Source organism: Roseibium sp. (assembly GCF_039982295.1).
Lineage (GTDB): Bacteria > Pseudomonadota > Alphaproteobacteria > Rhizobiales > Stappiaceae > Roseibium.
The window spans coordinates 165348-184607 of sequence record NZ_JBDWYP010000003.1 but is presented as its reverse complement, the minus strand read 5'-3'; the positions used below and the strand labels follow the sequence as shown (position 1 = coordinate 184607).

The following is a 19260-nucleotide window of genomic DNA, read 5'->3' as shown; positions in this document are numbered from 1 at the left end:
TGGGCCTGCCATGACATCGAACTTCAAAACCTGGCCGGTGACGCTGCTTCTTGCCGTCCTGTCGCTGCCCATCGTCATTATGTTCGCCTACCTGATCGTCGACACGGTGACGGACACAACGGCGGGATCGCTGATCCCTGACCGCTTCACCCTCGAACATTGGCGCTTTCTTTTTGAACCCCCACAGACGGGGCGAGCCGACATCTGGGCGGTCACTTTGAACACGTTCCTGTTCGCAGGTTCGACAAGTCTGATCGTCGTCAGCGTTTCTCTCACATCTGGCTACGCCCTCTCTCGCCTGAACATGCCCTTTCGCAAGTTCTTTCTGGGCGGCGTTCTCACCCTTCACGCCTTCCCGACGGTCACTCTGATCATCGCCATCTTTTTGATGCTGCAAATGACCGGCCTCTACAACACACTGATTGGGGTCATCCTCGTGAAGACCGCACTTGAGCTCCCGTTCGGAATTTGGATCATGAAGGGCTTTTACGACACCGTGCCCTGGGAAATCGAAATGGCGGGGATCGCCGATGGCGCAGATCGCTTCACGGTCTGGCGTAAACTCGTCTTGCCCCAGGTCCACCCTGGCCTTGCGGCACTGGGCCTTTTTTCATTTCTCTCCGCCTGGAGCGAATTCATTCTTCCTCAGGTCCTCGCACCTGATGGCGCGTCGCAGGTGCTGTCCACCTATATGCAGAACCTCATCAAGGATGATCGCGCACCTGACTTCAACCTCTTCAAGTCGGTCGGGCTTTTCTACGCCCTTCCCGTCATGACCATCTACCTCATTTTCAACCAGAAACTCATGAACATCTATGGCGGAGGCACGAAGGGCTGATGCGTATCGCGCTTGAAAATTTCACGAAGACCTTCGGCGACACCGCCGTCATCGAGAACATGAATCTGGAAATCGCGAGCGGCGAAATGCTCGCTCTGCTCGGACCATCCGGTTGTGGCAAGTCCACCACGCTTTTCGCTGTTTGCGGCATTCATCGGATGGATGGTGGCAGACTTCTGTTTGGCGAAAAGGACGTCACCAGTGTGCCGTCGCAAAACCGCAACGTCGGCGTCGTTTTTCAAAACTATGCGCTCTATCCGCATATGAATATCTACGAAAACATCGCCTTTCCGCTCAAGATCCGAAAAGACAACAAGCAGACAATCGACGAGAAGGTCCGGGAGATCGCGGAGCTCGTCCATATCCCCGAGCTTCTGGACCGCAAGCCTGTCCAGTTGTCTGGAGGCCAGCAACAGCGCGTTGCTCTGGCACGTGCGCTTGTTCGCGAGCCGGACGTTCTATTGCTTGATGAGCCACTTGCAAACCTGGATGCAAAACTTCGACTGGAGATGCGTTCGGAAATTCGTCGTATCCAGCAGAAAACAGGCATCACGGCCATTCTCGTGACCCATGACCAAGTTGAAGCGATGTCCATGTGCGACCGGATCGCCATTATGGACAAGGGACAGATCGTCCAGCTTTCTACTCCCAAAGACATGTACGAAAACCCGGCATCCGAGTTCGTCGCCGGCTTCATGGGCAATCCGCCAATCAGCTTTCTAGACGGCACTGTCGACGAGAACGAGCTGCGCCTCGCCAGGTCAAGTCAGTCGCTTCCACTCTCTTCGAAGATCAACCAGCCAAACAGCGGAGAGGCCCTGAGGCTCGGGATCCGCCCGGAGCATTTTCAACCGAACTATCCAGCAAAGCTCTCCGGCAAAATCAGCTTCATCGAAACGCAGGGGCGCGAAGTGCTCTATGACGTAACGCTGGAAAATGGCGACGTTCTAAGATCGATACAGTCTTCAGGAAAGCCACATACAATAGGTGAAATGGTCACCTGGGGCATCGATCCGGAAAAAACGCTCGCGTTTGCCGCAAATGGCGCTCGCCTATGAGCATGCATCTCGCACAAAGACCGAAATCACTGCCGTCCTGGATTACTGCCGCGCGAGGGCGCCCCTTGGCAATCGCCCATCGCGGCGCAAGTGCTTACGCACCAGACAATACACTTCGTGCGTTCGAACTAGCTGCGGACCTGGATGCCGACATGTGGGAAGTCGACATACAAGTAAGTCGGGATGGCATACCGGTCGTCTGCCACGATGCTGATCTGAGAGCGACGGCTGGACGCTCAGAGAGATTGGACCATTTCACCTCCTCTGAACTTGTTCGTATGGACACCAGGTCCGGCGAGCCAATCCCATTGTTTGCCGAGGTCGTCGACCTGGCGAAATCGAGAGGTGCTGCCCTTTACCTCGACGTCAAAGACCTGGCCGCAGCAGAAGCAACCTTTGCCATCCTCGACGAATGCAAGTTTGAAAAAGCAATCTTCGGCACCACAGACCCGGATTTCTGCCGCCAGTTAAAAAGTCAAAATTGTCCCTACCCGGTCTCCATCCTCATCGGTCTCGGCAAAGATGCATTTGAGCTTGCAGATATTTCCGGCGCTGACATCATCCATCCCTGCTGGGAAAGGGCTAGCGACCGGCCGGACCGCCTGCTCGACGCGGATTTCTTTGACCAAGCCTCTGCTCGTGGCCTGCCAATCGTCACCTGGCATGAAGAACGTCCAGATGTCGCGCGAACCCTCTGTGAGATGCCAGTGCTTGGCATATGTTCGGACACGCCTGAACTCCTCAAGCCCTACCGCAAGGTCTTTCCCGATGCACCGCTTGTCGTGTGCCATCGTGGTGCCAATGCGATTGCGCCTGAAAACACGCTCGTTGCCGCAAATGCAGCCTTTGCCGCGGGCTATGACTTCGTGGAACTTGATGTGCGCAAGACTGCCGACGACACCCTTGCAGTCATCCACGATCGCACAGTGGGCCGCACGACAAATGGCTCCGGCGCTGTCGCGGACCTCGCAACATCCGAACTTCTCAAGCTCGACGCAGGCAGCTGGCATTCCCGGCATTTCTCCGGCACGCGTATTCCTCAGCTGGCCGACATGATTGATTGCGCGAAATCATGGTCAAGGCAGCTATATATCGAGCTCAAGGACGCCAATCCAAATGCCGTCGTCGCCCTGGTGGCGGCTTCCGACTTCATGGACAATTGCTTCTTCTGGTCATTCGACAAAGACAATCTGCGCATGATCCGTGACCATCACCCTGATGCAAAACTGATGGCAAGGTTGGAAGACTACGCCTCTCTGGAAGAGTGCCTTCAGGACTTGAGACCAAACATTGTCGAGTTCAACACATCCAACGCGTGCGCGAACGATTTCGCTCGGGTTAGGTCAGTTGGAGGACGTGTCATGGTCGCCTATATGGGCAACAACCCGGGGAGCATGAAGAACATGCTCAGCCTCCAGCCGGACATGGTCAACATCAATGATACGATCGGCTGGAGAAAGATCGTTTCGAGCCAATAACCAAGAACAAGACGTTTGATGATGGACGCAGACACACCTCGAAAGAAAGTCAACTCGCATGATGTGGCTGAGCGCGCCGGTGTCTCCCGGTCCGCCGTCTCGCGCACTTTTACCGACGGCGCGAGCGTATCGGAAGAAACACGCACCAAGGTCCTGAAGGCTGCGATGGAACTGGGATACCGGGTGAATGCACTCGCCAGGTCCCTGCATACGCAGCGCTCTGACCTGGTCGGTCTGGTCGCTGCCGATATGGACAATCCATTTCGCGCAGAACAGATTGACTGTCTGTCAAAATTGCTCCGCGAACGTGGGTTCAAGCCCATTTTGCTGCGCGGTGAAGCAACGGCGAATGTCTCGGAAATGATAGGGGCACTGCTGCAGTATAGCGTTGCGGGCGTGATCGTTACGTCGGATACGCCACCTGAGCAGATTTGCGTCGAGTGTCAGCGTCATGGTGTTCCGCTAGTCACGATCAACAAACAGGATCCCGGAGCTCCGGTTGACCGTGTCCAGTGTGATTTTGAACACGGCGGCCGAATGGCCTTTGACCATCTGCATTCAATTGGCTGCCGCAAGCTCGCGCTCGTATTACCCCAGACGCCATCCTACACGATTGCCGGTCGCGCCGGCACTTTCGAAGACAGATGCCGTGGACAGGAAATCCCGCTTGAGAGGATCGCTTGCGGCCTTCAGGACTATGAATCAGGCTTGGCTGCTGCAAATCTCGTCGCCGCGAAATCAAACGAGATCGACGGTATTTTTTGCGTGGCCGACTATATGGCACTTGGCCTGCTGGATGGCCTGCGCCATGAGCACAGCATAAAGGTACCCGGGGATATGCGACTTATAGGCTTTGACGATATTCCGCAGGCCGGGTGGAAAGCCTATTCGCTGACGACCATCCGACAAAGCCGGGAAGAGCTTGCCAGGAATGCGATTGATCTTCTCATCCAACGTATCGAGACGCCGGAACTTCCGCCACAAGAACACATATGTTCCCTCGACCTTTGTCTGCGCTCCACCTAGGGAAAGCGCAAACACCGTGCGACGGCAGCGTCCAGGCTTTCATCCTGCCAAACGCCCTCAGTGGATCAGGTCGATCACCTGCCGCGTGACTTCCTTCGTCCCCATATCACCGCCAAACTCCATCGGGCGCAGGAGATTTTCCGTAAAGCCCTTGTCGACGGCACTTTCGATAAGACCCGCAGCATCTGCCAATTCCGGTCGCTCGAGCTTTTCCGAAAGATAATCAAGCATCAGCCCGCCACTGAGGATCGCCGCCAGCGGGTTTGCCTTGTTTTGACCCATGATATCCGGCGCACTGCCGTGAGCTGGCTGGAAAAGACCTGTGTCGTCGCCAATCTCTGCACAAGCAGCCATGCCCATGCCGCCGACCAGCCCACCAGCCAGGTCAGATAGGATGTCGCCAAACATGTTCTCCATGACAAGCACGTCGAATTCCCAAGGCTTGCGAATGAGATCAAGCGCTTGCGCATCGACGTAGTTGTAGCCCGTCTCCACATCTGCGTAGAGCGGCGCAATCTCGTCAAAGATCTTTCTGAAAAATGCCATGGACGTAAATACGTTTGCCTTGTCGACACAGGTCAATTTGCCCGCCTTGCCCCGCTCTTTACGCTTGCGCGCGAGCTTGAAGCCGAAATGATGCAGCTTCTCGGTCGTTGGGCGCGTGATGCGCAGAACATCCTGAACCTCGTCATCATTGACGACCAGGCTTCTGCTATGGGCCGCAGCCGAATAAAAAAGCCCCTCTGTGGACTCGCGCAACACAATGAGGTCGATGGCCGATGCCCGTGGGTCTGCAAGGCGTTGCGGTGCATTTGGATAGGCTTTGACAGGCCGAACACCAGCATAAAGGCCGAACCGATCCCTCAGGCGCAAATGCGGCGAGATTTCAGTACCATCCGAATGACGAATGGACGGCAGACCAATCGCACCCAAAAAGATTGCATCCGCTTCGCCAGCTTTGATCTCGCCGTCAGGTTCGATATCCACACCATATTCGCTAAAGTAACCAGCACCGGCCTGTATTTCTTCGTAGGTCACCTTGGCGTTGCTGGTGCGCGCAACTGCAGTGTCGACGATGGCCATGGCGGCATCGGCGACATCAACGCCGATACCATCTCCCTTGATGAGGGCAATTCTGACTTCCTCGGACATACTATATATTCCCAACACTGCGGCGGCTCGCTGCACATGCAGACGATCGGCCAATCATCAAATCAATCGTCCCATTGAATGTCGAAACGCTTCACGAGCCTTTCGACATCCGCCTGGCCCATGCCATTGGCCTCAATTCCACGAAGAAGCACGGCAAGTTTTGCAGTTTCTTCAAGCTCTTCCATCGCATAGACAGCCGCTTCCAGGTCCTTTCCCGCCACAACGGGCCCATGGTTGGCCAGCAACACGGCCGCCCTTTTTCCAGCGAGACCTCGAACCGCCTCGCCCATAGCGTCGTCACCCGGCATGAAGAAGGGCAAGAGCTTGACCTTGCCCAGCTTCATGATGCCGTAGGCCGTCAGTGGCGGCAGCACGTTGTCCGGATCGACATCCGGCATCAACGACAAGGCAACCGAATGCGTCGAATGCAAATGCACAACTGCACCCGTCCCATGCCGCGTATCGTAGAACGCTGAATGAAGCGGAATTTCCTTGGTCGGCGCATCCCCCGAGATCAACTCCATCGAGCTGCCGAGATGACTGATACGCCCTGGATCCAGAAATCCCATGGAAGACCCGGTTGGTGTCACCAGAAAACTTCCGTCGCTCAGTCGCATGGATATGTTCCCGGAGGAGCCTGGTGTCAGCCCTCGGTCGAAAAGCGATTTTGCATAAAGAGCGATCTTTTCGCGCGCACTGGAGATCTCGCTCAAGTCGCGCTCCCCAGGCACTCCAATGCCTCCTTAAAGAAATCCGGGCCACCGAAATTGCCGGATTTCAAGGCCAAAGAGATAGGTTGGCCAACAACCTTGAGCGCAGGAACGCCCGCTGCGATCCGAGGGCCGATTTCAAGACCGGAAACACCAAGCCCCGAAACAACGGCCCCCGATGTTTCACCGCCGGCGACAACAATGCGCCGCACACCTGACTGAGACAGCGCTGCTGCGAGATTTGCAAAGAGGTCCTCAATCGCTGAGGCAACAGCCTGACGGCCATGTTTGGCTTGCGCTGCCCTCACGACGTCCGGATCTGCCGAGGAGAAGAGCAGCGGCGGCGCCTCCTGCTTCAGCACCCATTCGACAAGAGCCTGCAAAGAGTAGTTTCCGGCCACAACCTCATCGGCGTCGAGTTCTTGTGCCGGAGCAAATAGCCGATAGTTTGCGACCTGTTCGCGCGTGGCAATGGAGCACGAGCCTGACAGCACAACGCCCGCGCCGGACGAACCGACCCACGGAGTGTCCGAGGGCTCAATGCCAAAGTTTGCCGGCAGCCCCAATGCAAGTCCGGAACCGGCTGTCATGAGCCGCCGGCCCTTCAATGCACGCCCGAGTATTACCAGATCTTCATCACGAACAGCGTCGGCGATCAGCATAGACCTTTGGTCACCTGTGATCGCTTCTGCGACGCTCTCGACTCCGCTCATCACCGTCGATAGCGGGATATGTCCGACCGGCCATTGTGTCTGACGGGCGAGAACGCGTCGTAAATCAGGGTCCGTCATCGGCGTAAGCGGATGATTCTGCATGCCGCTTTCGCTCAGGAGTTGATCCTTGACGAAGAGGTGCCCCTGATAGATCGAGCGGCCGTTTTCCGGAAAAGCCGGGCAAACCACAACCCTGTCTTCTCCCAGCCTTTCGGCCAGCGCTTCGGTAACCTGTCCGATGTTCCCTGCATCGGTGGAGTCAAAGGTGGAGCAAACCTTGAAGATGATTTGCTCCGCCCCCTGCTCCAGCAACCAGTCACAAGCTTCCAGTGATTGGCTTATCGCCTCATTCACTGGCACCGTACGGCTTTTGAGAGCGACAACACCAGCTTGGACATCAGGGCCAGCCGCCTGCTTGGGGACACCAACATATTGAACCGTCGGCATGCCGCCTTCAGCAAGCGTCAGCGCGATATCCGATGCACCGGTAAAATCATCTGCAACAACGCCAATCTTCATTACACCAGCGTCCTTGTAGGTCCTTGATCAAGACGAATGATGTGCTCGGGCCCATGAGACGGAAAAAACTCACGCACAAGCGGATCATGACCAGGAATAATCAAGTCCTTCGAGCTCGCCAGGCGCCTCAGTGTCTGAAAGCCGTTCATCATGTCTTCGAGATCCACGACAATCGGAAATGGCTTTAGGTCGAGAACATTCTCGTAGTAGTGCGCGGCATCCGAAGCGAGACAAAGCCAGCCGGCGTCGGTCCGCACGCGAACGGCCTGCAACCCGCGACTGTGTCCGCCAATGCGATGAACTGTGACACCCTCCGCAACTTCTCCGTCGCCGTCGTGGAAGATCATGCGGCCGGAATAAAGACGATGGATCGCTTCGCAGACATGCTCCGCTGTGAAGGGGGCTTTCAGCAACCCGTGACACATGCACGGACCGGTGGCAAAGGCCATCTCCGCGGCTTGCAGATGCAGCACTGCATTTGGGAAGTGTCTGATACCGCCAGCATGGTCGTAGTGCAGATGCGTAACAATGATCGTTGACACGCTTAGCGGATCTATCCCGAGCGGCATCAACGCCTCAACGGGGTTCAACCGGATCGGCCGCGATCTGCGGTCTGCTTCCTCATCGTCATAGCCTGTGTCGACAAGCAGCACCTCGTCGCCTCGGCGCAAGACCCAGATGAAATAATCCATTGCATGGGGCGCGTCGTGATTGTCATCAAAGAGAAAACTGTCGGCGCGTGTCCTGGCGTTCCTGTCTGCGTATTTAATCGCGAAGACTTCCCAATTGTTGCTCACGGCACGACCCTTTCGAACGTCGCAACAGACTTGCTCGCAATCATCTCCGAAATCTCCTTGTCGAATGACAGAAAATGGTCACTCCTCAGATGCAAGTCGAAAGCGGCCTGATCCGAATAGACCTCGTAGAGGAATACTTCGTCCGCACGTCCAGGATCTGTGCAGACATCAAACCGATGACAGCCCCTCTCACGTTCCAGCGACAGGCGAGCGTTGTTTTCGATCAGAGGGAGAAAACCTGACATCTGCCCCTCCTTAATCTTGAATGTGACTGTTACGGCAAACACCGAAGCCTCTCCTTCCTACCTGAACAGATACACCATCCCCATGGTTACGATCGGAACGTATGTAACCAGGAGAAGGGCCGCGATGGCAGCAATGTATAGCGGGGCCATCTTGCGCGCGATGGCAAGCACTCCAACGCCGGAGATACGAGAGGCGACATAGAGCGTTGCCCCGACAGGCGGCGTAAACAGACCAACAGCCACATTACAGGTCATGATGACACCCAGGTGAACTGGATCGACACCGAAGGCTTGTGCTGTCGGGAGGAAGAGAGGAGCCGTTAGCAGGATCGCCGGGACCGGATCAAGCACGAGGCCCAGCACAAGCAGAACGATATTGACCAAGAGCAAGAACATCCAGGGACCGGATGACATTTCTTGAACGAAGCCAACGAGGATCTGCGGCATCTGCTCTAGCGTGATCAACCAGCCAAGAACCGTCGTCGCACCGATCACGACCATCACCACCGAACTGGTCACAAACGAGTCGATCAAAAGCCGCGGAAGATCACGGACGTTGAAGTCACGATAAACAACCGTTGTCACGAACAGACCGTAAACGACTGCGAGAGCAGCGGCTTCGGTCGGCGTAACCCAGCCCGTGAAAATCCCGCCGAGAATAAGGACCGGCATGAAAAGCGCCGGGGCCGTGCCAATGAAGGAAGATGTCAACTCCTGAAGCGACGTCCGGCGACCGCCCGGATCGCAATTCGTCGATTTGCCAACATAGTAGCAGACACCCATGAAAAAGGCGCCAAAGATGATGCCCGGGACCATGCCACCGAGGAAGAGATCCGCGACCGAAACGTTGCCGACAAAACCATAGATCAGCATGGGGATCGAGGGCGGGATGATGATGCCGATCGTACCGGCAGCCGCAACAAGTCCGGCGGCAAAGGCAGTGTTGTAGCCTTCGCGCGACATGTTCTTGATCATCACGGATCCAATGGCCGCCGAGTCGGCGATGGCCGAGCCGGAGATACCGCCGAAAATCATCGACGCCCCAACGACGACCATTCCAAGGCCACCGGCCATGAAGCCGAAGGCCGCCCGCGCAAAGCCGATGATGCGAAGGCCAACGCCGCCTCGGCTCATCATTTCCCCAGCCACAATGAACAACGGAATGGCCAGGAAGTGATTGGGCTCCACACCACCAATAAAATTGAGGAACAGCGCCTGAAGCGGATATCCCAGGTCGAACACGATGATCGGCAGAACCGCAGTGATCAGAATGGCCCAAACGAGCGGCACACCCAGAAAAACCGTCGTCAGGAAGACAGCCACGACAAAAAGAAGGATCATTGCACCGCCTCGCCGCCATCGGAATGCGCACTGTGCGGCAACACCGGATTGCGGATGTCAAAATAGAGGTTGTAGAGATGAAAGATGAGCGTAAACGCCATACCCACAGGCATCGACGCATACAGCAATCCAACTGGCCAGTAGAGCACAGTGGTTTTCTGCGCCCATGTGTGGGCTGAAATGCTATAGCCGGTCCAAATCAGGCTCAGCAGAAGCACAACAATGATCACATCGATCACAATCGACAAGATCCGCTGCCCTGTCTTGGGAAACAAACCTTCGGCGATTTCCGTGACGCGCATATGCGCTCCGCGCGCAACTGCTGCAGCGCAGCCAATGAATGTACTCCAAAGCAGGAGAAAACTTGTCACCTCAAGCGACCAGGCCAGATCGAAACCTGCAAAACCGCGTAGCGAAGCATTGCAGAAAACAAGTGCTACGATGGCAAAGCCGCCAAGAGCCAGACACACATCGATCAGAGTGCTGAGCCATCGCAAGACGGCCGGATAGTGATTGCGATAGTCCAAGTCCGGACCCTCTCCAGGAAAGGAGCCGGAGCGCAAGCGCCCCGGCAGTTTAGATGGAAGGATTATTATTTCGCAGGCATCGCATCGCGGATAGCAGCAGCATCCGCGAGGATCTTGTTGACCGCGTCATCGCCGTAGACATCCTTTGCCTTGGCATAGACGGGCTGTACCGCGTCCCGGAATGGACCAATCTCAGGTACGCTGACCGTTGCGCCTTCTTCGGTCATTTCATCAAGCTGACGATCCACCGAGTTTTTCACAAGGTCGCGGCTGAACGCTGCAGACTCTGCAGCCGCTTTCAAGACAGCTTCCTTGTCTGCATCTGAGAACGACTGCCAGGTTTTCTCGGCAATAGTCAGTGGCAGCGGACTGTAGACGTGGCGAGTCAGCGTGATGTTCGGCGCGACCTCGTAAAAGCGGAGCGAGCGGATCGTATCGACCGGGTTTTCCTGACCATTCACGATGCCCTGCTGAATTGCGAGGTAAACATCCGTGATGGGCATAACGACCGTCTGGAACCCGATTTCCTCCATGGTCCAGCGGATCATGTCATTCGGGAACACACGCATCTTCATGCTTTCCGCATCCGTCGGAGAGGTCAGCGGCTCATTCGTCGTGAAGCTGCGGAAGCCAGCTTCCCAGGTAGACAGAACGCGGAACCCTTTTTCCGGAAGCTTGGCGAACTCACCCTGCAGCCATTCGGAGTTGTCATAAAGCTCCCAGCCCTGCTCATAGGTATCCACAAGGAACGGCATGGCTGTCAGGTTCAGGCTCGGCAGGTGCGTTGCATAGCTGCCGGTCGCAGAGACCGTGAAATCAACACCGCCCAGTTGAAGCAACTCAATCGCTTTCGGATCGTTGGCAAGCTGGCCGGACGGAAAGATCTTAACTTCGTAGCGTCCATCCGTGTATTCGGCCACTTTTTCCGCAAAAACCTCTGCCGCAGCCTGACGCGAACCACCCGGATTATCAGTATGGCTGAAGCGCAGCACCTCCGCAGCATGAGCTGCTCCCATGCAGACAGACAGCATGAGTGCACTCATGGTCAGGCGACCAAGACTCTGTTTTCCAAACATGAATTTTCTCCTCCCAAGGCTCGCAGGACGAGCCAGAACAAATTGCACATTGATTTGCGTATACGCAATACAATCCCTTGTCAACGAATTGAATGTCGACTACTCCGAATCCAATATCTGTTATGAGACGGTCATTGCCGGGGTGGAGGAGAAACTATGAGCACGAATAAGATCAGAGTGGCTTGCCTCGGGGCCGGCTACTTCGCGGGCTTCCACTATGAAGGTTGGCAACGGATCAAGCGTGCACATCTCGTTGGCGCCTGTGACCGCAACAAGGAGAAAGCGAAAGCGACCGGCCTTGCCGCCTTCACAAATCTCGAGCAAATGCTGCGCATGACAAAGCCTGACCTCCTCGACATCATCACGCCGCCCCCCTCCCACCTTGCAGCTATCGAGGCAGCGATAAAGGCCGGCGTCAAAACGGTCATTTGTCAAAAGCCATTTTGCCAGTCGTTCGACGAAGCCAAGCGAGCGACCGCCATCGCTCAAGAAGCGGGCACCAATTTGGTGATCCACGAGAATTTCAGATTTCAGCCGTGGTACCGCTGCATCAAGCAGGCGCTTGAAAACGAGCTTGTCGGAGAGCTTCAGCAGATCACATTTCGTCTGCGGACAGGAGATGGCCAGGGCCCACGCGCTTACCTTGAGCGCCAACCTTATTTCCAGACGATGCCGAAGCTCCTCATTCATGAAACCGGCGTGCATTGGATAGACACATTCCGCTTTCTGCTCGGCGAGCCGGACGCTGTCTATGCCGACCTTCGCCGTATGAACCCGGTGATCGCAGGAGAAGATGCAGGCTATTTCATTTTCGACTATGCGAACGGAGTCCGGGCACTTTTTGACGGCAATCGACTTCTCGATCACGCAGCAGAAAACTGTAGAACCACGCTCGGCGAAGCTCTCATAGAAGGCACAAAAGGAACCCTTAGTCTGTCTGGCGAGGGTCAGGTGGCATTGCGGCACTTCGGGGCGCTCGAAGAAGACATCCTTCTGCATGCGCGAGACTGGCAGGGTTTTGGTGGGGACTGCGTACGTGCGCTGATGCAGCATGTCGTAGACGGCGTGCTCGATGGCACACCGCTAGAAAACGAAGCACGTGACTATCTCAAAGTAATCGCTATAGAACAGTCTATATACGAATCCGATCAAAAAGAACAAAAGATCCGAGGACTCGATTTTGGCTGACGCTTTGAAGCAAAAATCCATCACGGCTCAGGCCGTAGAGCATATTCGCCAGCTGATATTCGACGGTGAATTACCTGCCGGCTCCGATCATCTCGAGAGTGAACTGGCTGATCGTTTGGGGATGTCCCGCACACCGGTCCGCGAGGCAACGCTTCTTTTGGCGCAACAGGGACTTCTTGAGGTCAGACCACGGAAGGGCGTCCGAATTTCGTCTCTTTCGCTCAAGGACATGGAAGAGATATACGCCGTCCTCACAGAACTGGAGAGCCTCGCTGCGGCAGAAGCAGCTGGTGCCTCTTACAACGATGAGGAACTGGCCGTCCTTGCCAAGTCAATTGATGATATGGAGACTGCGCTGAGCAATGGAAATCTCGAGGCTTGGGCCCTCGCCGACGAGACATTTCACAGTGAACTTGTTCGTCTCGGCGGCAACTCGAGAATTCTGGGCATTGTCGCCATGATGAGCAATCAGGTTCGTAGAGCGCGTGCGATTACGCTTCACATCAGGCCCGCGCCTCTCAAATCGAACGAGGACCATAGAGCTGTCTATGATGCCATTCGCCGCGGTGATGCGAAAACAGCGCATAATCGGCATCGGTCTCACCGCCAACACGCGCGCGAGGTTTTGATTGAACTGCTGAAAAAGCACCGCCTCCAACACATCTGATTTTACCCATGTGTGAAACAAGACGAGGAGCAGCTGACAGCCCTGTGCAGTGTATGTCAGTTGAAAAGCGGCTGGACTGCCGACTCGATTGGACTTGCCCCGTATGCCGACTTCTTCAGTCAACGCAATTGGTCAAGTCAGGGAAAGAAGCGCCTCGCAAACCTGATGCGGATCGTAATATGGCGCTGAAGGCTGGCTCACGAGGTCAAGGGCAACAGCCGGAATGCCAAGCCTGGCAAGGTCCTCGAGATCACGGGCATTTGTATCGTCGCTCGCATCAAGCAGGACCAGATTAAGCAGCTGATCGTTCAAGGCGTCGCTTCCCGCATCTTTCTTGAGATACCGCAACAAAATTTGAACTTTCTGCGCTACTGACAAGCCCACAGCCTCTGGGTCGTCTCCAAGGCTTGGCACAAAGACCTTGGGCACATTGCGGCTAGCAATCGCTCTGCCAACTCCCTCAGGCAGGAGATTTGCCAAGACGCTGGAATAGAAGCTGCCCGGCGGATAGCAAATCAGATCAGCCGACGTGATCAGCTTCTTGTTCCGCTTGCTCAATTTTGCTGATACCGGAGAGCGCTCAAGCGGCGACTTACTCAAGAATAAATTCGCAATCGGCACGTCTATCGGAGCTGCCTCCTTTCCGGTCAGCAAATGCTGGCCAATGACCGAACGACCATCTTCAAGATCCGCCCCCAGATGCAAATTGCCATCAACGATAGCCCGAACGACGCCCTGGACCCCGACAAGTTTCGAAACAAGAAAAATGATCGGTTCGAGCTCTTTCTGCTGGTTCAGGTAACCACCGGCGAGAATGAGGTTACCGATACTGGCGCCCCGCAAATCGAAGCGAGGCGGTCTGGACGTCTGGAACACCCCAAGCTGATGCATGATCAGCGTGCGCATCGGTCGCTCGATCGCTTTGACAAGCGGATGGGTTCCCGCGACCATCGTCTCGAGTTCAGAGGCAAGCGTCCGCTTGCCAACGCTCTTCTTGAACCGATGCGTGAAGAGCTTGAACACCTCTGGATGACCGAGGACACTCTCGTCCGCAAGAGCCATCAAGCGGCTTCGCAGATCGCCAATTGCCGGCATGTCGAAGGCTTTGCGCAATGCTTGTGAACTACCGCCGGAATCGAACGGCGTAACAAGATGTATCGAATTGAAAGTGTAGGATTTCAGCGCACGTGAGATGCCATTGAGGGCCGTCCCACCGCTGAAAAACAGGAGCCGCGGACCGAAATCAGGATTGTTCTTGTAGCGCCCAACACGCAACGGGTCGGGGAAAGAAACGCTTCGACGGATCACTAGCTCGTGCACTGGAGACAAATACCCTAAACAATGTGAGAGACGGAATAACCCAATTGAGCGCCGCTCCTTTGCTCACAACCAAAACGGTATCGATTGCGAATGCAAGATTTGCTTACCTCAATACGGGCAACGCCGCGCGCTAATAATCTTCGCGATGAGAAATCTCTGCCGCTGCCTGAGAGATGGCAGCCCGACACTGTCCCCGCAAGTCTACAGGACGCCAGGCAGTGCCCCCCGTCTCTGTCACAAAACTGTTGACTGCAAGGGATAGTGGGAGCCTTCCAACATGCCTCGGGGTCATTGATGACTAGCCTGCCAAAGTCGATCCAGGAGAACCTTCACTTCCTTTGCGCTGAAATCGACGGACAGCTTCAGCAGCTGGAAGCATTTTTCTGTATCCCGTCTGCGGCAACTGCGCGGCGTATTTTCGACCGGGCCGGCTACGCGCATAATCTGACGACACGGATCCACAGCGCCTGCATACGGCGTTTGGCAAATACCGGGAAAACCGAGCGCAATCAGATTGCATCGCGGAGCCTTGAATTTATCGCCACCGACCTTCTGCGTTTGGCCAACCTCACCCGCCAATGTTTGCGTCACGCCGAACGTATCGAGCATTTCGAGATTTTGGTTCCCGAACGCTATCCTCCGATTGTTCAGCGCGTCCGCGCAGGCGTCGCAAAAATCGAAGCAGCACTTTCAAACAATGACAGCGCCCGTGCAGTGCAAATTGGCCAGCTGAACCGCAAGGTTGCCAACGACTACCACAAGCTTTTCAAGCTCTACACCAATGAGATGCGCGCCACGAAGCATACCGCGGATCTGGCACACAGTTTGTTGGTGGCCAGTGAAATCCAGCGCATGGGGACGTCTCTCCAGACGATCAGTGAAGCGCTTATTTCAATCAACATCGGCCAGGCTGTAAATTTCGAGCGGTACTTTGCCCTCCAGGGACTTATGGCCGACTTCGAAACGAACGGCGATTACCACATTGAGGCCATCGCGGAAACGCGATCGGGAAGCGCGATATCGGCGATCACCGATAGCAACTCGCACAACGTTGCCGCTGTCTTCAAGGACGGAGAAAAACGCAAGGTCAAGGAAGAACGCGCTGGGGTAAAAAGCTGGAACTCGCTTTATCCTGGCCTCGCTCCCAAGATCCTGTCCTACGAGAAGCGCAATCAGTCCGCAGCACTGCTGATTGAACACCTGCCCGGATTGACGTTCGAACAGATCGTTCTGAACGAACCGGACGACCTTTGCGCAAAAGCCCTCAAGCAGCTTGGCACGACGTTGAAGGATGTCTGGCGCCAGACGAAGACTGACGAGTTTGCCGAACTCGGCAGCATGCAGCAGCTTTCAAAGCGCCTTGACGAGGTCTACCGCGTGCACCCGGAATTCCGCAGCACACGGAGCAACCTGGCAGGTTTCGAGAGTCCTGCATTTGAGGATCTCATCGAAAGCGCAAGAGAACGCGAAGCCGCTGTCGCGGCTCCGTTTTCAGTCTACATTCACGGCGACTTCAACATCGACAACATTATCTATGACCCCGGTGAAAACCGTATAAATTTCATTGACCTGCATCGCTCTCGCTACATGGACTATGTGCAAGATGTATCGGTCTTCATGGTCTCAAACTATCGTTTGCAAGTGCTCGACGCGCCCGCCCGCCGGCGGATCATGAAGATCTCGTGTGACTTCTATCAAATTGCCCGTCGCTTCGCTCGCAAGCAGAAGGATGAGACGTTTGATTACCGCCTGGCGTTGGGCCTCGGGCGCTCCTTTGCCAGCTCCACACGCTTCATCTTCGACAAGTCTCAGGCACGCAAAATGTTCCTCAGGTCCCGATATCTGATCGAACGCGCGCTCGCTTGTAAAACCGGCCAAGAACACAAATTCAAACTACCTGTGAAGGAGATCTTCGTTGACTGAGCCTCGTATCGGAGTGATCGGCATACCCGGAAAGTGGTCAACGGAGACACTGGCTGATGCAGTAGAAGCTCGCACCGGTTTCCGGCTGGTCATTGACATGGCTCAGGTCAGCCTCGACCTGACAACCTCGTCTCTCTGGTTCAAAGGTGTCGATCTCTGTAAGCTGGATGGCTTGATCGTTAAGAAGATCAGCGAGGAGTACAGCCCCCATACGCTTGACCGGCTCGAAATGCTCCGCGTTGCGGAAAACCGTGGCGTCAAAGTCTTCAGCGGCGCAGAGAACATCATACGCCTCGTCGACCGGCTAAGCTGCACAGTCACACTTTCAAATGCAGGCATTCCGATGCCCCCTACCTGCGTAACGGAAGACCGGGAGGCGGCATTCGCAGCGGTGAACCGCTTTGGAAGTGCCGTCTTCAAGCCGCTGTTTTCGACGAAGGCCCGCGGTATGTGCATCCTTGAAGCAAGCGCTGGCGAAGATGTTGTCCGAAAAGACATTGCCGCCTTTTCCGAGGCGCACCCCGTTATGTACATCCAGCAAAAGATGGATCTGTCCGGCCAGGATCTGGGCATGGTCTTTCTGGCTGGTGAATACCTTGGAACCTACGCCCGCGTCTCGCAGTCGAAAGCCTGGAACACAACGATCGAGAGTGGAGGCAAATACGCATCTTACTCACCAGATGATGAACTGATAGCACTGGCCCACAAGGCACAGGAGCCGTTTGGTCTGGATTTCACAACGGTTGACGTCGCTCTGACGCCTGAAGGACCGATTGTCTTCGAAGTATCGGCATTCGGCGGTTTCAAAGGCGCACTTGAGGGTGCTGGAATAGAGGCTGCAGGACTTTATGCTGACCATGCACTTAGGAAGGTCAGGTCATGAGCGAACCAAGCAGCCAAGATGTGATCGACGCTCTGCAACCCCAAGACCGATGCTCCACGCATTCTCCCATTCATCTGAAAGTGGGAAGCGTCATCGTCGAAATCCGCTCCAATTCTGAGCCAGTGCTTGCAGAGTTGCGGCAGTATTTCCTGCATGCCGTAATCCCGGGCGAGGAACCAACCCTAACTGTTCATGTTCTCGATGGTCTGGATCTTCCGTTCGACGTCGCTTGGTCTGATTGGGCCAGAGAGCCCGGCAAGACTGGTCGAAAGGATGCAGTTTCAGATCTGCCGGACGCGCGGCTTGTCCGAAAAATACGCACCGGCATGGCATTTCTGCAGTCAACAGACTGGAAGATCGCATTCGGCCCCTGCAAGGCCTATCCGAACCAGGTCATCAATTTTGTAAACACTCAGATTTTGAATCACTTCCAACAGCTAGGCTGGGTCGGCTGCCACGCGGCCGCGGTCAGTCGCGGCGAGCGAACGCTTGCAATTGCGGGCCTGTCGGGCGGCGGCAAGTCCACAACCATGCTCAAGCTCATGGAGTTGGACGGCACTCACTATGTCACAAACGACCGTTTGCTCGTGAGGAGCAACACGCCACACTCCGATGCGCTCGGCATTCCCAAGTTACCACGGATCAATCCCGGGACCATTCTGCACAACCCACGGCTTCGGGGCATGCTTTCGGCCGCTAGACAGCGCGAATTGGAAGCACTCTCCGACGAAGAGCTTTGGACACTGGAGGAAAAAAACGACCTGATGGTCGGCGAGCTCTTCGGCCCAGGACGCATCAGGCACGCCGCCTCCCTTACGCACTTTTGGGTGTTGAATTGGTCCCGTGAAGCTACCGAGCCCACGAATGTCCGCGAGGTGAAAATCGAAGATAGACCAGACTTGCTGGCAGCCATCATGAAAAGCCCGGGGCCTTTCTACCAACGGCCGAATGGCAGCTTTTGGCAAGACGACAGCCCGCTTGAACCAGAAGCCTATCTTGAAGCCTTGAAAGGCGTTGAGGTGCAGGAAGTCTCAGGCCAAATCGATTTTGACGCCCTCTTTCGATATGGCGAAAAAATCCTTGGTGCCCGGGCATGACGAGACGCCTGGCAATCCTGGTCCGTCACGGTGACTACGAGCAGCGCCCGGAAACCCCAAGCGCGCTTCAACCATTCCCGTTGACGGAAAAGGGAAAGTCGCAAGCCCATGCTGCCGGCGTAGAAATCGCTGCTCTTTGCAAAACCGGGAACTGGAAACTCTCGCCTGTCATTTCTTGCTCGCGCCAACTTCGCGCCTGGCAAACAGCCGAAACCCTGGCCCAGAGCCTTAAATCGGAACTCAATCTCCCAGCGGTCGTTGAGGAGAGTGAGGGACTTGCGGAGCGGAGCGTTGGAGCCTTGGCAAACCTGACCATTGAAGAGATTGAGGCAGTCATCGCAGCAGATCCGCGCCACAAGCCTCTGCCATACGGCTGGAAATCTCGCAGCGACTACAAGCTGCCGTTCCAAGGCGCCGAATCCCTGCAGGAAGCAGGGCAGAGAGTAACCGACTACCTCGTGTCCCAGATGACACTGCTGCAGGAGAGCGCAGCGACTGTGGCGAAAATCTTCGTTGGACATGGCGCCTCTTTCCGGCACGCCGCCCATCGTCTTGGGGTGATCGAATTTGACGACATTGCACAACTAAGCATGCACCACGCGAGACCCATTGTGCTGGAGGCCAACGACAAGATGTCATGGCGCCAGGTACATGGCGAATGGAAGAACCGGTATCCCGATGAACCAGCCACAGACTGAAGGA

The 19260-nt window shown here is 55.6% G+C and carries 19 protein-coding genes; 10 read left to right on the top strand and 9 right to left on the bottom strand.

The features are described 5' to 3' along the window. Nucleotides 1-10: 10 nt before the first annotated feature. Genes ABJZ52_RS00970 through ABJZ52_RS00955 form a run of 4 tightly spaced genes read left to right on the top strand, consistent with a single transcriptional unit; the run spans nucleotide 11 to nucleotide 4400 of the window. Nucleotides 11-838: a carbohydrate ABC transporter permease gene (locus tag ABJZ52_RS00970; RefSeq protein WP_348186602.1), complete on the top strand. Its 828-nt coding sequence runs from the start codon at nucleotides 11-13 to the stop codon at nucleotides 836-838. Beyond that, nucleotides 838-1896 carry an ABC transporter ATP-binding protein gene (locus ABJZ52_RS00965; RefSeq protein WP_348186604.1) on the top strand — a complete coding sequence of 353 codons (1059 nt, stop codon included), beginning with the start codon at nucleotides 838-840 and terminating at the stop codon, nucleotides 1894-1896. The genes ABJZ52_RS00970 and ABJZ52_RS00965 overlap by 1 nt, the downstream gene beginning before the upstream one ends. Continuing rightward, a complete protein-coding gene (locus ABJZ52_RS00960) occupies nucleotides 1893-3374 on the top strand; it encodes a glycerophosphodiester phosphodiesterase family protein (protein WP_348186606.1) in 1482 nt (493 codons plus the stop codon). Before ABJZ52_RS00965 ends, ABJZ52_RS00960 begins: the two co-directional genes overlap by 4 nt. Nucleotides 3375-3392: 18 nt before the next feature. After that, entirely contained in the window at nucleotides 3393-4400 is a 1008-nt protein-coding gene (locus ABJZ52_RS00955; RefSeq protein ID WP_348186608.1) for a LacI family DNA-binding transcriptional regulator, read from the top strand. Nucleotides 4401-4457: 57 nt separating this feature from the next. Here the strand turns inward: ABJZ52_RS00955 and ABJZ52_RS00950 are convergent, their stop codons facing one another. The 8 genes from ABJZ52_RS00950 to ABJZ52_RS00915 all read right to left on the bottom strand — a co-directional run bounded on the left by ABJZ52_RS00950 (nucleotide 4458) and on the right by ABJZ52_RS00915 (nucleotide 11480). Then, entirely contained in the window at nucleotides 4458-5552 is a 1095-nt protein-coding gene (locus ABJZ52_RS00950; protein WP_348186610.1) for an isocitrate/isopropylmalate family dehydrogenase, read from the bottom strand. 62 nt (nucleotides 5553-5614) lie between these two features. Then, nucleotides 5615-6265 carry a 3-oxo-tetronate 4-phosphate decarboxylase gene (gene otnC, locus ABJZ52_RS00945; protein ID WP_348186612.1) on the bottom strand — a complete coding sequence of 217 codons (651 nt, stop codon included), beginning with the start codon at nucleotides 6263-6265 and terminating at the stop codon, nucleotides 5615-5617. After that, nucleotides 6262-7494 carry a 3-oxo-tetronate kinase gene (gene otnK / locus ABJZ52_RS00940; RefSeq protein WP_348186614.1) on the bottom strand — a complete coding sequence of 411 codons (1233 nt, stop codon included), beginning with the start codon at nucleotides 7492-7494 and terminating at the stop codon, nucleotides 6262-6264. Before otnK ends, otnC begins: the two co-directional genes overlap by 4 nt. After that, nucleotides 7494-8291, bottom strand: a complete 798-nt coding sequence (locus ABJZ52_RS00935) for an N-acyl homoserine lactonase family protein (protein WP_348186616.1) — start codon at nucleotides 8289-8291, stop codon at nucleotides 7494-7496. Before ABJZ52_RS00935 ends, otnK begins: the two co-directional genes overlap by 1 nt. After that, nucleotides 8288-8578 (bottom strand): putative quinol monooxygenase, encoded by a 291-nt coding sequence (locus tag ABJZ52_RS00930; RefSeq protein WP_348186618.1) that lies wholly within the window; start codon nucleotides 8576-8578, stop codon nucleotides 8288-8290. Before ABJZ52_RS00930 ends, ABJZ52_RS00935 begins: the two co-directional genes overlap by 4 nt. 15 nt (nucleotides 8579-8593) lie before the next feature. Next, nucleotides 8594-9877 (bottom strand): TRAP transporter large permease, encoded by a 1284-nt coding sequence (locus ABJZ52_RS00925; RefSeq protein ID WP_348186620.1) that lies wholly within the window; start codon nucleotides 9875-9877, stop codon nucleotides 8594-8596. Further along, entirely contained in the window at nucleotides 9874-10404 is a 531-nt protein-coding gene (locus ABJZ52_RS00920) for a TRAP transporter small permease (RefSeq protein WP_348186622.1), read from the bottom strand. The genes ABJZ52_RS00925 and ABJZ52_RS00920 overlap by 4 nt, the downstream gene beginning before the upstream one ends. 65 nt (nucleotides 10405-10469) lie before the next feature. Beyond that, on the bottom strand, nucleotides 10470-11480 hold the full coding sequence (locus ABJZ52_RS00915; protein ID WP_348186624.1) for a TRAP transporter substrate-binding protein: 1011 nt from the start codon (nucleotides 11478-11480) through the stop codon (nucleotides 10470-10472). Between the two features lie 156 nt (nucleotides 11481-11636). Here ABJZ52_RS00915 and ABJZ52_RS00910 point away from each other — a divergent pair, with 156 nt between their 5' ends. Together ABJZ52_RS00910 and ABJZ52_RS00905 are read left to right on the top strand one after the other, a co-directional pair. After that, a complete protein-coding gene (locus ABJZ52_RS00910) occupies nucleotides 11637-12668 on the top strand; it encodes a Gfo/Idh/MocA family oxidoreductase (RefSeq protein ID WP_348186626.1) in 1032 nt (343 codons plus the stop codon). Then, the gene (locus ABJZ52_RS00905) at nucleotides 12661-13335 is read left to right on the top strand and encodes a GntR family transcriptional regulator (RefSeq protein ID WP_348186628.1); all 675 of its coding nucleotides are present in this window, start codon (nucleotides 12661-12663) and stop codon (nucleotides 13333-13335) included. The genes ABJZ52_RS00910 and ABJZ52_RS00905 overlap by 8 nt, the downstream gene beginning before the upstream one ends. A 132-nt stretch (nucleotides 13336-13467) precedes the next feature. On the opposite strand, the gene ABJZ52_RS00900 is transcribed toward ABJZ52_RS00905, so the two are convergent. Further along, nucleotides 13468-14655: a GAK system CofD-like protein gene (locus ABJZ52_RS00900; RefSeq protein ID WP_348186630.1), complete on the bottom strand. Its 1188-nt coding sequence runs from the start codon at nucleotides 14653-14655 to the stop codon at nucleotides 13468-13470. Nucleotides 14656-14949: 294 nt separating this feature from the next. Between ABJZ52_RS00900 and ABJZ52_RS00895 the strand changes: the two genes are divergently transcribed. The 4 genes from ABJZ52_RS00895 to ABJZ52_RS00880 are packed head-to-tail and all read left to right on the top strand — an operon-like array spanning nucleotide 14950 to nucleotide 19256. Continuing rightward, on the top strand, nucleotides 14950-16578 hold the full coding sequence (locus ABJZ52_RS00895; RefSeq protein WP_348186632.1) for a phosphotransferase: 1629 nt from the start codon (nucleotides 14950-14952) through the stop codon (nucleotides 16576-16578). Next, nucleotides 16571-17461 (top strand): GAK system ATP-grasp enzyme, encoded by an 891-nt coding sequence (locus ABJZ52_RS00890; RefSeq protein ID WP_348186634.1) that lies wholly within the window; start codon nucleotides 16571-16573, stop codon nucleotides 17459-17461. Before ABJZ52_RS00895 ends, ABJZ52_RS00890 begins: the two co-directional genes overlap by 8 nt. Further along, entirely contained in the window at nucleotides 17458-18558 is a 1101-nt protein-coding gene (locus ABJZ52_RS00885; RefSeq protein WP_348186636.1) for an HprK-related kinase B, read from the top strand. Before ABJZ52_RS00890 ends, ABJZ52_RS00885 begins: the two co-directional genes overlap by 4 nt. Then, nucleotides 18555-19256: a histidine phosphatase family protein gene (locus tag ABJZ52_RS00880; protein WP_348186638.1), complete on the top strand. Its 702-nt coding sequence runs from the start codon at nucleotides 18555-18557 to the stop codon at nucleotides 19254-19256. Before ABJZ52_RS00885 ends, ABJZ52_RS00880 begins: the two co-directional genes overlap by 4 nt. Nucleotides 19257-19260: the final 4 nt, after the last annotated feature.